The organism is Woeseia sp. D3-10, assembly GCF_055809415.1.
In genome coordinates, this window is record NZ_JBVVTW010000009.1 from 1 (window position 1) to 13,883 (window position 13,883).

3 protein-coding genes, 5 tRNA genes and 9 pseudogenes are annotated in these 13,883 nt (G+C 40.5%); 12 read left to right on the forward strand and 5 right to left on the reverse strand.

Translation table 11 applies throughout. The annotated features are described in order from the left end of the window. Nucleotides 1-87: 87 nt before the first annotated feature. A pseudogene (gene folD, locus AC0L8N_RS18865) lies at nucleotides 88-945 on the reverse strand (bifunctional methylenetetrahydrofolate dehydrogenase/methenyltetrahydrofolate cyclohydrolase FolD). A 360-nt stretch (nucleotides 946-1,305) separates the two neighbouring features. Between folD and AC0L8N_RS18870 the strand changes: the two are divergent. From AC0L8N_RS18870 to AC0L8N_RS18925, 12 genes and pseudogenes are all read left to right on the forward strand, one after another. Continuing rightward, a tRNA-Pro gene (locus AC0L8N_RS18870) sits at nucleotides 1,306-1,382 on the forward strand. Between the two features lie 58 nt (nucleotides 1,383-1,440). Continuing rightward, nucleotides 1,441-1,517 (forward strand) — tRNA-Arg (locus AC0L8N_RS18875). Between the two features lie 28 nt (nucleotides 1,518-1,545). Then, a tRNA-His gene (locus AC0L8N_RS18880) sits at nucleotides 1,546-1,621 on the forward strand. A 15-nt stretch (nucleotides 1,622-1,636) separates the two neighbouring features. Next, a tRNA-Pro gene (locus AC0L8N_RS18885) sits at nucleotides 1,637-1,717 on the forward strand. A gap of 75 nt (nucleotides 1,718-1,792) precedes the next feature. Continuing rightward, a tRNA-Pro gene (locus AC0L8N_RS18890) sits at nucleotides 1,793-1,870 on the forward strand. A gap of 360 nt (nucleotides 1,871-2,230) precedes the next feature. Continuing rightward, nucleotides 2,231-3,595 (forward strand): annotated as a pseudogene (gene tig, locus AC0L8N_RS18895) (trigger factor); the annotation flags it as partial. A gap of 217 nt (nucleotides 3,596-3,812) precedes the next feature. Continuing rightward, a pseudogene (locus AC0L8N_RS18900) lies at nucleotides 3,813-4,292 on the forward strand (ATP-dependent Clp protease proteolytic subunit). 35 nt (nucleotides 4,293-4,327) lie between these two features. Continuing rightward, entirely contained in the window at nucleotides 4,328-4,396 is a 69-nt protein-coding gene (locus tag AC0L8N_RS18905) for a hypothetical protein (RefSeq protein WP_473670290.1), read from the forward strand. A 143-nt stretch (nucleotides 4,397-4,539) separates the two neighbouring features. Continuing rightward, nucleotides 4,540-5,824, forward strand: a pseudogene (clpX, locus tag AC0L8N_RS18910) (ATP-dependent protease ATP-binding subunit ClpX). 182 nt (nucleotides 5,825-6,006) lie between these two features. Next, a pseudogene (lon, locus tag AC0L8N_RS18915) lies at nucleotides 6,007-8,392 on the forward strand (endopeptidase La). Nucleotides 8,393-8,578: 186 nt separating this feature from the next. Beyond that, nucleotides 8,579-8,875 carry an HU family DNA-binding protein gene (locus tag AC0L8N_RS18920; protein WP_286364811.1) on the forward strand — a complete coding sequence of 99 codons (297 nt, stop codon included), beginning with the start codon at nucleotides 8,579-8,581 and terminating at the stop codon, nucleotides 8,873-8,875. Between the two features lie 171 nt (nucleotides 8,876-9,046). Continuing rightward, a pseudogene (locus tag AC0L8N_RS18925) lies at nucleotides 9,047-10,949 on the forward strand (SurA N-terminal domain-containing protein). Nucleotides 10,950-11,053: 104 nt separating this feature from the next. Here AC0L8N_RS18925 and AC0L8N_RS18930 read toward each other — a convergent pair. The 4 genes and pseudogenes from AC0L8N_RS18930 to AC0L8N_RS18945 form a co-directional block, all read right to left on the reverse strand. Then, nucleotides 11,054-11,542: pseudogene (locus tag AC0L8N_RS18930) on the reverse strand (VOC family protein). Nucleotides 11,543-11,615: 73 nt separating this feature from the next. After that, a pseudogene (locus tag AC0L8N_RS18935) lies at nucleotides 11,616-12,380 on the reverse strand (ATP-binding cassette domain-containing protein). Further along, nucleotides 12,380-13,373, reverse strand: a pseudogene (locus tag AC0L8N_RS18940) (oligopeptide/dipeptide ABC transporter ATP-binding protein). Before AC0L8N_RS18940 ends, AC0L8N_RS18935 begins: the two co-directional pseudogenes overlap by 1 nt. Next, nucleotides 13,374-13,883: ABC transporter permease subunit (locus AC0L8N_RS18945; RefSeq protein ID WP_473670288.1), on the reverse strand; the 510-nt coding region annotated here is incomplete at its 5' end. It abuts the pseudogene before it with no gap.

The following is a 13,883-nucleotide window of genomic DNA, read 5'->3' on the forward strand; positions in this document are numbered from 1 at the left end:
CCCAGCAACATGGCGTAAGGCTTAATACTACTCGCTTGCAATAAAAAAGGGTTGCCGAATGGCAACCCTTTTTTATTTGAATTACATTCAGCTATGATATTTTTCGCATGCTTCTAATGTATTTTCAATTAAGCTGGCCACGGTCATTGGGCCAACCCCGCCAGGAACAGGAGTAATAAAGTGAGCTTTTTGCTCTGCAATGCTGTATTCAACGTCGCCTACTAGTTTACCTGTATCTAAACGGTTTATACCTACATCAATGACAATGGCGCCTTCTTTTACCCAATCTCCAGGGATAAATTCAGGTTTGCCCACAGCTACAACCAACAGGTCTGCGCGTCGCACATGGGTTTCTAAATCTTGTGTAAACTTATGGCACACAGTAGTCGTACAACCGGCCAGTAATAGCTCTAACGACATAGGGCGGCCCACAATATTTGATGCGCCAACCACAACCGCATGCATGCCTTTATAACGAACACCGGTAGAATCGAGTAAAGTTATAATCCCTTTTGGCGTACAAGGACGAAGCGCAGGCATACGCTGTGCTAAACGACCTATATTGTAAGGGCTGAAAGCCATCAACGTCTTTGTGTGGTGTAATGCGTTCTAAAATTTTCTCTGCATCGAGTCCATCAGGTAAAGGTAACTGCACCAAAATGCCATCTACTTCTGCATCATTATTTAGCTCATCAATTAAACTTAAAAGAGCATCTTCTTTTGTGTCTGCAGGTAAATCAAATGATTTTGAAATAAAACCAACTTCTTCACAGGCTTTACGCTTTGAACGAACATAAACTTGGCTTGCTGGATCAGCAGTCTAACGAGGACTACTGCAAGTCCGGGGGCGCGTAATCCTTTAGAAACGCGTTCGCTTACGCGTTGTGCAACTGTACTACGTACTTGTTTTGCGATTGCTTTACCATCAATGATGTTTGCCGTCATGGGTCGACCTTTAATTGGGGTTAATTAACTAGATACCGATACTTTAAAAATGAACGCATAATAAAAAGGGGCATATGCTTATAAAAAGAGAATAATAACTTTATTTTTTCATTTAATATTACCTAAGCTATTTTCGTACATAAAAAGCATTGCAGCGCCAAGTTGCTTTTCATCTATATAGTACTAGAGTAATTAAATAGTTTAAATTTCAAAAAGTCTTCTCATTATAATATTTAGCCATTGTGGGCTAAAAATGACCACTTGATTTGTTTTCTTAAAAAAACGTTTGACCTGGACCCCGTCAAATCACTATTATGCACCCCGTTGTCAACGAGGTCACTCGTAGAGAATAGTAAGTAACGGCGATTAGCGCAGTTTGGTAGCGCACTTGGTTTGGGTCCAAGGGGTCGCAGGTTCGAATCCTGCATCGCCGACCATCTTTTTGCAATTTGATTAGGATCGAATAGCCCATTGGTAAACTATGAAGTTTTCGATGCGCCCGTAGCTCAGCTGGATAGAGCAACGCCCTTCTAAGGCGTCGGTCGTAGGTTCGAATCCTTCCGGGTGCGCCATTTGTTTCGTTGACATGTCTATATTGCGGTGATTGTAGCTCAGTTGGTAGAGCCCCGGATTGTGATTCCGGTTGTCGTGGGTTCGAGCCCCATCAGTCACCCCATCTTACAAGAATATGCGGCGATGTGGCGGAGTTTGGTAGACGCGCTTGGATTTGGGTTCCAAGGGGTCGCAAGGTGTGAGAGTCCTGCATCGCCGACTCACTTTCTCAAAGCGGTTTTAAACGCATCTGTCTAACTGTTCAGTATGAAAAAAGAAGCTTAGCCTTCGATATCGGCGTTTAGCGCAGCTTGGTAGCGCACTTGGTTTGGGTCCGAAGGGGTCGCAGGTTCGAATCCTGCATCGCCGACCATTTTCTTATTTATAACTCCTCAGTATTTTTTACAAATCTATTTTTCTATTGCAATAAATAAAACTCAATTAAACAACTGAAAACAACAGTTAGCCTGTTTTTTACTCGGTTAGGTGCTGTAGTACCCAATCTATCCCAAATAATTGCCCCCCATACTCGACTATCATAAATATTAGGTTATAATGCCGCGTCTATTGTTTAACATAGTGCCCTAAGGGCAAAGCAGCAATGGTATCTCATGGTAGCGACGGATGCATTTTAAGTGTGAAAAACCGCTTAAACTTTATCAAGACTCATGCAGATCACTTTGTTTGTAAGGCAAGGCGAACAGTCGCCAAAATTGAATATTGAGGTAGAATCATGCAAGTTTCTGTTAGAGACGACCCAAGGCCTTAGAGCGCCGTATAACTATCACCGTTCCTGCAGAGAACAGTTGAGACTCGAAGTAAAAAAACGCCTACAACAAGCTGGTCAAAAACAACAGCGTATAGATGGTTTCCGTGCTGGTAAGGTACCTGTATCTGTAATTAACAAGCGTTTTGGACAGCTGCAGTATTCGTCAAGAAGTTGCTGGCGAAGTAATGCAACGTAACTACATTGAAGGCAATCGTTGCATGAAAAAATTAACCCTGCTGGCGCGCCTTTCATTCGCTCCTAAATCACTATGAAGCATGGTAAGGATTTAGAATTCTCAGCTACATTTGAAGTTTACCCAGAAATTGCTCAAGTTCAAGGTTTAGACAAAATCTGCTGTTGAAAGTCCAGCGGCTAACAGTAACTGACGAAGATTTAGCTAACATGCTAGAAACTCTTCGTAAGCAACACGCAGACATGGGCTGAAGTTAGATGACAGCTGCTGGCTGAAAGTGACCGTGTTAACAGTTGATTTCGTAGGTACTATCGACGGTGAAGTAGTTTGAAGGCGGTAAAGCTGATGACTTCCCATTTAGAGCTTGGTCAAGGTCGTATGATCCCAGGTTTTGAAGATGAACATCGTTGGTAAAAAAGCAGGCGAAGAAGTTGTTGCAGATGTAACATTCCCTGAAGATTACCATGCTGAAAACCTTAAAGGTAAAGCAGCTCAATTCACTATCACAGTGAAACAAAGTAGAAGCGCAAGCAGCTTACCTGAATTAAGCGAAGAGTTTGCAACTAAATTCGGTGTTGACCGAAGGCGGCGTAGACGCACTTAAAGAAGAAGTTAAAAAGAACATGACGCGTGAACTTAGACCAAGCGGTTAAAGCTAACGTTAAAGACCAAGCAATCAAAGGTCTTATTAGAAAACAACGAAATTGAAGTGCCAAAAGCGCTTAGTTGATCAAGAAGTTGACGCATTACGTCAGCAAGCTAGCTGCAACGTTTTGGCGGTCAAATGGACGCTAAAAACATGCCTGAGCTTCCAGCTGAATTGTTCCATGAGCAAGCTGTAACACCGCGTTAAAACTGGTCTTGTTACTTAGGCGAAGTTCAATCAAAGCTAACGACATTAAAGTTGATGATGCTAAAGTTGAAGCATTAATTGCAACAGTGGCTTCTGCATACGAAGATCCAACTGAAGTAGTAGAATCACTATCAAAGCAAATGATCAACTTAATGCAACAATATGCGTAATGTTAGCAACTGGAAGAGCAAGCTGATTGAAATGCTATTTTAGCTAAAGCCAAATGTTTCAGACGTTGAAAACAGTCAGCTTTGATGACATCATGAATCCGCAGCAAGCGTGCTTAATAAGTCGCATTGACTTAAGGCTCTCGACTAACGGATTAAATGGCTCGTGTTACACTGTTTAAACAGCGTGCCCGGGCCATTTTTAGTTTTTGGCTCTTAAGTTTGCGAAAAACGATAACTATGCTTCCTTATAATAAGGATAAGTATAAGCAGCATAAGGAATTAAATAAGTATGAATACTGGTATTACGATCCCCTAAATGCATTGGTCCCTATGGTTGTTGAGCAAACACCAAAAGGTGAGCGCTCGTATGATATTTATTCGCGACTTTTAAAAGAGCGTATTATTTTTTTAACAGGCCAAGTTGAAGATCAACATGGCAAATCTAATTTGTAGCGCAAATGCTATTTTTAGAATCAGAGAACCCTGATAAAGATATTTATCTTATACATAAATTCACCGGGTGGCTCAGTAACTGCTGGTATGGCAATTTACGACACAATGAACTTTATCAAACCTGATGTGAGCTACTATTTGTGTAGGACAAGCAGCGAGCATGGGGGCATTTTTGCTTACCAGGCTGGTGCTAAAGGTAAACGTTTTTGCTTACCTAACTCACGTGTAATGATCCACCAACCTTTAGGTGGTTTCCAAGGTCAGGCGTCTGACTTTGAAATACACGCCAAAGAAATACTATCTATTAAAGATAAGCTAAATCGCTTAATGGCAGAACACACGGGTCAGCCGTTATGATGTGAGTTGCAAAAGATACTGATCGTGACAACTTCATGAGCGCTTCAGAAGCTGCGCTAGAGTACGGCTTAGTTGACTCTAGTATCTTGCAAATCGCGATATAAAGTAAGCGCTTGGTGAGCAGGGGACCTGTTAATCACTTTTAGTTACTATGCGAAAAACAATAAATTTTGTTATAGTTAAGCGTATTGAAATAGCCACCACAAATTTTGGTGGCCAACGTAATAAGATGAGGTAGACTGAATGTCTGACACTCCTACAGACGGCGACAATAAGTAATAAATTGTTATACTGCTCTTTTTGTGGCAAGAGCCAGCACGAAGTACGCAAATTAATTGCAGGCCCTTCAGTATACGTTTGTGATGAATGTGTAGAGTTGTGTAACGATATTATCAGGGAAGAGATCAAAGATATTGCTCCTAAGCATGACTCGTCTGATAAACTACCTGTTCCAAAAGAAATTCGAAAACACCTAGACGACTACGTTATCGGCCAAGACCATGCGAAAAAAGTATTGTCTGTTGCTGTTTACAACCATTACAAACGTCTTCGTAATCAATCAACCAAGCAAGATATTGAGCTTAGCAAAAGTAATATTTTGCTAATAGGTCCGACTGGTAGTGGTAAAACATTACTAGCAGAGACGCTGGCTCGTTTACTTGACGTACCGTTTACAATGGCTGATGCAACGACACTTACCGAAGCCGGTTACGTGGGCGAGGATGTAGAAAATATCATCCAAAAGCTATTGCAAAAATGCGACTACGATGTGGAAAAAGCACAGCGTGGCATTGTATACATTGATGAAATAGACAAAATTTCTCGCAAATCAGATAACCCATCAATCACGCGCGATGTGTCGGGTGAAGGTGTGCAACAAGCATTACTTAAGCTGATTGAGGGTACTGATTGCTTCTGTGCCTCCTCAAGGTGGACGCAAACACCCACAGCAAGAATTTTTACAAGTAGATACGTCTAAAATACTTGTTTATTTGTGGTGGTGCGTTTTGCAGGGCTTAGATAAAGTCAGTTAGTGCAACGTAGCCATGAAACGAATACTGGCGATTGGTTTTGGCGTTGAGTGTTAAAGAGTCATGCAGAAACGCGATTACTTTAAGCAGAGCACGTTCTAAAGACGTAGAGCCTGAAGACTTAGTGAAATACGGTTTAATACCTGAATTTATTGGCCGTCTTACCTGTAGTTGCTACACTCACATGAGTTAGATGAAGCTGCACTCGTACAGATTCTAAGTGAGCCTAAAAACGCGATTAACTAAACAGTATCTCAGCTGTTGTTTGGTATGGAAGATGCTAGAGCTTGAGTTCCGTGATGACGCACTTAACTGCTATCGCTGCACAAAGCGATGGTTCGTAAAACCGGTGCACGTGGTCTTGCGCTCTATCGTAGAAGGTATTTTACTAGATACCATGTACGAACTTCCATCTATGGATGATGTTTCAGCAAAGTAGTTATTGACGAAACGGTAATTAAAGGTGAGTCTGATCCAATCTTGATATATGAAAATCAATAATCAAGATAAAGCAGCATCTGAATAGTTTTTAAGCTAGTATTGCATTAAAAAGGAGCCATAGGGCTCCTTTTTTTATAATTAATTTAAACGAGTCGGGGAAAATTGTTGAACTTTAATGTGAGTTATCCCCATATACTTGAATAATCTTTTAAATAAATGAAGTGCGAAGAGAAATCATCAATATGACGCTTGAGAGAACAGACCAATTCGAACATCCCAGTGCTAGCACTGCGCGATGTTGTGGTGTATCCCACACATGGTGATTCCCGCTTTTTGTAGGCCGTGAAAAATCAATAAAATGCCTTAGAAGCAGGCAATGGATAAAGACAAACAAATTTTCTTGGTTGCACAAAAAGATGCAACTGTACGACGAACCTAGAGCAAGATGATATTTATCGCAGTTGGTACTAGTTGCAACTGTACTTCAATTACTTAAAACTCCCTGACGGAACAGTAAAAGTATTGGTAGAAGGCACACAGCGCGCTGAAAAATCATTAAGACTTCGTTGATAACAGACGAGTTACTTTGTTGCCGATGCTCAATTTATTGCAATCAGCATTTAATTGATGAACAAGAAGCAAGATGTATTTATTCGAAGCTGCAATTAGCCAATTTGAAGGCTATGTAAAGCTCAATAAAAAAATTCCACCAGAAGTGCTCACTTCGGTATCTGGTATTGATGAACCAGCGCGACTTGCAGACACAATGGCGTGCGCATATGCCGCTTAAAAGTCGCCTGAAAAACAAAAAGTGCTAGAAATTTCAAGACGTGACATGAGCGCTTAGAATACCTAATGGCCCTGATGGAAGGTGAAATAGATCTTATTGCAGGTTGAGAAGAAAATTCGTACCCGCGTTAAAAAGCAGATGGAGAAAATCTCAGCGCGAGTATTACCTCAACGAGCAGATGAAAGCCATTCAAAAAGAGCTTGGTGAACTTGATGATGTTCCTGATGAGTTTGAAGCGCTCAAAAAGCGTATTGAAGAATCGGGTATGTCATCAGAAGCACAAGAAAAAGCCACGACAGAACTTAATAAGCTTAAAATGATGTCGCCAATGTCTGCTGAAGCCACGGTTGTACGTTCTTACATTGATACGTTAATTAACGTGCCATGGAAAAAACGCTCTAAAGTGAAAAAAGATTTAGCTGGTGCACAAAAAATATTAGACAGCGAACACCATGGCCTTGATAAAGTAAAAGAACGTATTTTAGAGTACCTAGCGGTACAACAGCGTACTAACAAGCTTAAAGGACCAATTTTGTGCCTTGTAGGACCTCCAGGTGTAGGTAAAACATCACTTGGTCAGTCGATTGCCCGTTCTACTGGCCGTAAGTATATTCGTATGGCGTTAGGCGGTGTTCGTGATGAAGCCGAAATCCGAGGCCATCGTCGAACGTATATTGGTTCTATGCCTGGTAAGCTAATTCAAAACATGACAAAAGTAGGGGTTAAAAACCCACTATTTTTATTAGATGAAATCGACAAAATGTCTTCAGATATGCGCGGCGACCCAGCTTCAGCATTGTTGGAAGTACTGGATCCTGAGCAAAACAGCCATTTTGCTGATCATTATCTTGAAGTAGATTTTGATTTATCGGATGTTATGTTTGTCGCTACTTCGAATAGCTTTAACATCCCTGGCCCTCTTTTAGACCGTATGGAAGTTATTCGTTTGTCAGGATATACAGAAGACGAAAAGCTTAATATTGCAAAAGAGCACCTGATCACTAAGCAAGTAAAGCGTAATGGTTTAAAAGATAACGAGATTGAAATAGACGATAGTGCAATTATCGGCATTATTCGCTATTACACACGTGAAGCGGGTGTACGTAATCTAGAGCGAGAAATTTCTAAGCTTTGCCGCAAAGCTGTTAAAAATATTCTGATTGAAAAAGACACTAAAACGGTGACTATTAATCAAGATAATTTAGAAGAGTACTTAGGCGTTCAACGTTTTGACTATGGTAAAGCAGAAGATGGTGATCGAATTGGTCAAGTTACAGGTCTTGCATGGACTGAGGTTGGTGGTGATTTACTGACAATCGAATGTGCAGCCGTGCCAGGAAAAGGTAAATTGACTTACACCGGTTCACTTGGTGATGTAATGCAAGAGTCGATTCAAGCAGCAATGACCGTTGTGCGTAATCGTGCTGATACTTTTCGCATTAACAGTGATTTTTATGAAAAGCGTGACATTCATGTTCACGTTCCTGAAGGTGCAACACCAAAAGATGGCCCAAGTGCTGGTGCAGCCATGGTGACTGGTCTGGTGTCGAGTTTAACAGGTAACCCAGTTAAAGCTGATGTTGCTATGACTGGCGAAATAACGCTTCGTGGTGAAGCTTCTGATTGGTGGCTTAAAAGAGAAGTTACTAGCTGCGCACCGTGGTGGAATAAAAACCGTTATTATTCCAAAAATTAACGAACGTGACTTAAAAGAGATCCCAGATAACGTACTGGCAGGTCTTGATATTCACCCAGTGACATGGATTGATGAGGTGTTAAAACTTGCTTTGGTACATCCTGTTGAGAGTTTTTCAGTCGAAACAGAGAAAAAGCAGTAAAAAACGTAAAAAAAGTGCTTTTTAGGGCTTTTCAAATCTAAACGGTATGATAAGTTAAGCACTGGTTTTCAAGCCTAGGCCTTATGTGGCCTAGGCTTAAGAAAAATATAATCATGTGAGCATTACAAGTTTGCTCTAAAATTTTCAAAAAAGTGATGTTAGTTTAAAAAACCATCGCTCTTGATAATAACAATGAAAGAGGATGATATTGTGAATAAATCTCAATTAATCGATCAAATCGCAGCTGATGCTGACATTTCTAAAGCGGCTGCAGGTCGTGCACTTGATTCATTCATCGAATCTGTATCTGGCGCGCTTAAAGATGGCGACTCAGTTGCACTTGTTGGTTTTGGTACTTTCTCAGTACGTGAACGTGCTGCACGAGCTGGCCGTAACCCACAAACTGGTGAAACTATTCAAATCGCTGCTGCAAACATTCCAGCTTTCAAAGCCGGTAAAGCGCTTAAAGACGCAGTAAACTAATCAATAGTTTAAACAGATTAGTTATGGCGAAAGTAAAGTTACTTAATCAGCCTAACAGTTGAATTGAGTAACTTTACCGCTAGTTACTTCAAGTGAAAAAGCGTATCTGGTAAGATACGCTTTTTTTACATGTGACAAGGTATTGAGCCTTGATCAAAAAGAGATAAACAAATGCTTGAGAAAATCAGAGAAGGTTCGCAAGGACCTGTAGCCAAAATAATTTTAGGCGCGGTGATTTTATCTTTTGCTTTAGCAGGGATCGGTAGTTACCTAGGTCAAACCACGGAACAACCTGTTGCTGAAGTAAACGGAGTTAAAATTAGCCAAACGGAATTTAACCGCGCGTACCAAAACGAACGTAATCGTTTAGAGCAACAATTTGGTGAGTACTTTACACAAATTGCTGCAGATCCAAATTATATGGCACAAATTCGTCAAGGTGTAATTGACCGCTTAGTTCAACAAGAATTGCAATCACAGTTAGCGGCAGAATTAGGCCTTCGCGTAAGCGATGATACAGTTCGTAAAACAATTTTAGAATTGCCTTACTTCCAACTTGGCGATAAATTTAATAACGATCGTTATTTACAAGTAATTCGTCAAATGAACTTCCAACCAGATACTTTTCGTGAATACCTTCGCGAAGACATGACACGCAGTCAGTTAGTATCAGCAGTTGCAGGCACAGACTTTGCGCTTGAAAGCGAGCTTAAAAGTGCTATTGCTCTTCAACAACAAACTCGTAGCATTGATTACTTAGTAATTAATAAAGAGTCACTTGCAGATAATGTAGAAGTATCAGAGCAAGAAGTTTCAGATTACTATGACCTAAATGCATCGCAGTTTTTATCACCAGAACTTATCTCGGTGAACTATGTCGAATTGAAAGCTGAAAATATTGTTGTTGGTTCAGTGACTGAAGAAGATGTGAAAGCGTCTTATGAGCAAAATAAGGCGCAATATGTTGAGCCTGAAAAACGTCGTGTGTCTCACATATTAATAGATAATAGTGAAGACGATGATGCAGCTAAAGCTAAAGTCGATGCGCTTTATGCTGAGCTTCAACAAGGTGCAGACTTTGCTGAACTCGCAGAGTCTTCATCTGATGATATCGTTAGCGCAGAGATGGGCGGTGACCTTGATTGGATTGAACGTGATGTAATGGATCCTGCATTTGAAGATGCAGCATTTTCACTTGAAGCGAAAGGTGATTTTTCAGAAGTGGTTGCGTCAGAGTTCGGTTATCACATCATTAAACTGACTGATATTCAGCCACAACAAGTTAAACCATTTGATGATGTAAAAGCCGACTTACGTGCTGAATTAGAGCGTGCTGAAAAAATTGATGCGTTTTACGATAAGCAAACCGAAATGGGTGCAATCGCGTTTGAAATTTCAGATCGTTTAGATGATGCAGCAGAAGTTGCTGAATCTAGAAGTTCAGTCAACCCCTCTTTTAGCATTGAACGCTTTACCTGAGCCGTTAAATACACCGGCTGTTATTACTGCACTCACATCTGTTGACTTACTTGAAGACAAAGTTAACTCTGAAGTTATTGAGTTGGGCGATGAGCACATTGTTATCGTGCGTATTAACGAGCATCAGCCAGCGTCAACCAAACCATTAAGTGATGTAAGTGAACAGATTAAAACACGCTTAGTAAATGACAAGACCTCTGAGCTTGCCAAAGATACAGCGCGCAGTTTGTTTGCAGAAATTCAAGCAGGTAAAAGTTTGAATGATATTGCAACTGAGCAAAGCTTAACGCTTCGTCAAGAGTCACAACTAAATCGTCAAAGTTTTGCTGTGTCGCCTGCGATTGTTACTCAGGCATTTAAAATGGCTCACCCAGCAGGCACTGCAGTGGTAGATGTTGTTGACTTAAATAACGGTGATGCAGCGATTGTTGCACTTAACTCAGTGACAGATGCTACAGTAACGGCTGATATTGACCCACAAGCTAAACAAAGCATTACAATGGCTCAAGCAAACAAAAACTATATGGTTTTCATAGAGTCGCTTAAAGCTAAAGCTGAACTTAATTTACCAGTAGTTGAACAAGCTGCTGAATAAGTTAATTTTGGTTATTAAAAAAGGCGCCTCTGAGCGCCTTTTTTATTGCTTTAAATTCGGGTGTGCTTATACCACTGCGTAATAATACTAATCATTTTAGTGCGCTAGATAGGCCTCGCAATAAATTCAATACGGTTACCGCTAGGCTCTCTTATCATTATGTGCTGCGCAGGCCCTTTACCCAAATTCTCTGGTGCAAATTCTTATAGTAATATTATTTTGCATTTTTAAGTGCTTATGCAGCTTGCTTAACTTTTCAATACTCTCAACACTGAGTGCTAAATGGTGTAGACCCACATTTTCTGCTCGATTAAACTCTACACGTTTGTCATTATTCTTAATTCGCCACAATGTAATGGTTGTTTTTTTATTAGATAAAAAGTACGCAGGATGAGTTGCGATCATTTCCCAGCACTTTAAAACCAAGCACATCAGTAAAAAACACTTTAGATGAATTTAAATCTGAAACAGTTAAACCTAAATGATCGATTTTACCGCCAACCCGGTTTTTAGACTTTGTCAGAGGGCTCGGCAATAGCAGAGGCTGATAAAATCAGTAGGGGAGTAATACTAAGTAGTGTGTGTTTGAGCATGGAATGGCCTTGTTAAAAAGTAAAAGTTAATAACAAGACCTTCTAAAATGCACTTACATAACAAAAAACTGCATTAACAGCTTAATAGACGCTGCGTTATTTTTGACTGAGGATTATTAAATAGATTTTCTGTTAAACCATACTCAACCACCTCGCCTTTATCTAGCACAATGACTTGATCACTAGTATGGCGTACTAAACTAAGGTGATGGGTGATCATGACATAAGTTAAACCCGTTTCACGTTGTAACTTGAGTAAAGAAATTTACTATTTGGGCACGTATAGAAGGGTCTTAAGACGATACGGCTTCATCGAGTGCCCATCACCTTAGGATCTAAAATAAGCGCCCTGGCAAAAGCCACACGTTGTAATTGGCCAACACTGAACATATGTGGATAGTAATGTTGGTGATCGACTAGCAATCCAACTTTAGAGAGTGTTGTATTTATCTTTTTCTGAGAGCGTTCTTCTTCATCAAAAATCCCATTATATTGCAAGCATCATCAAGCATGTCGCCAATAGTTAAACCTGGGTTTAACAACGCCCCTGAGTCTTGGAAAATCATTCTAATGTGACGACATTGGTTATCACGAATACCGTTATCTTCTATTACATTGCCTTCAAGTAATATTTGCCCAGCGTTTGCGTTATCGGCACCGGCAAGTAACTTAGCTAACGTACTTTTCCCCGAGCCTGTTTCACCAATTACGGCAATGGTTTCACCTTTACCAATACAAAAAGAAATGTTTTTTAGCACTTCAAATTTTTTCGTTTAAATAAACCCGCTCGCACATCAAATGTTTTAGATAGCGCTTGTACTTTGAGAGTAGGCTGCATTACTTCACCTCCTTTATAAGCGGAAAGTGACAAGCGTAGCTGTGCCCACTGTGTTTAGTGAGAGCAGGTGTAACTACACATTCTTTTTGTGCTTGTGGGCAACGTGGCCCAAGTCGGCAACCAATTGGTAAATGTTGTAAAGTAGGAATAGTACCTTTAAGCGCATAAAACGGTTCTTTATGAGCCAAGCCTTGCTCGTAATCTGGCAAGCTTTTCAAAAGTGCTTGTGTGTATGGATGGCGAGGTTGCTTAAATATTTTATGAGTTGGACCTGCTTCAACCATTTGCCCGCAATATCTCGAACATTTAATCCCATGAGACCAATCAGCAATCTCTTCAAGCTCGTGTGAAATCATTAAAATAGACATATTCTTGAGTTGATTAAGGCTTTTAATAACCTAAACACTTGCGCACGGGTAGTACTCTCAAGTGCTGTAGTCGGCTCATCAGCAATTAATAGTTTAGGTGTTCGGGCAATTGCCATTGCAATCATTACCTTGGCACACACCTTCTGAGAGCTCATGAGGGTAGCTGTCTAGTACCGCTTCATGGTTTTTAATACCAACTTTATGGATAAGTGCTTTAACGCGGTCTTTTCGTTCGCGATTTCGTTTTAAAAAGAACCCCTTGCGAGCGACTTCAGGTAAGGTTTCAGCAATTTGATTAAAAATTTTCGCTGTAGGGTCAAGGCAACGGCTAGGATCTTGATAGATCATTGCAATATCTTTGCTAACCGTTTGTCTGCGTTGCTCCGGAGTGAGGCGCATCAGGTCAACACCACGCCAGTGAATTCTATCTGCGGTTATATTCCAGCGTTCGTTTAATACACCTACTATTGCTTTTGCGATTAGGCTTTTACCTGAGCCTGACTCACCTACAAGCGCATGCACTTCACCTTCTTTAGAGCTAAAACTGAGCCCTATCAACTGCTCTTATAACTGTTTCTGAAGTGCGCAGTTCAATGGTTAAATTTCTAACATCTAATAATTGCATTTAATCGGCCTTGCGCTCTTTTAGCACTTGTCTAAGTCCATCGCCTACTAAATTGGTCGATAATACCGCTAAAAATAATAATACGCCTGGTAAGGCAACCGTCCAAGGTGCTAAATAAATTAGGCCAAGGTTTTCTGCTAATATGGCACCCCATTCAGTGGTTGGGGGTTGTGCACCTAACTTTAAAAAACCCAACGCAGAAATATCTAGTATGGCCGTAGACAGTGCCATAGTAAAAATAACCACTATGTGTTCGTAAATATTAGGAAAAATACCGCGCGATCTGATCTGCCAATTTGAAGCGCCGTCGAGCTTAAACGCCGTAATGTAATCTTTGCTTAGCTCTTCTACTATTAGGTTTCTAATCGAGTGAATAAACTGCGGTAGTAAGGCTAAAATAATAGCCCATACTGTATTCATCAAGCCCGGGCCTAATACTGCAATAATGATAATAGCCAATAATAAAGACGGTATTGAAAGGGTGATATCAAGTAAGTGGTTCAAAAAGCT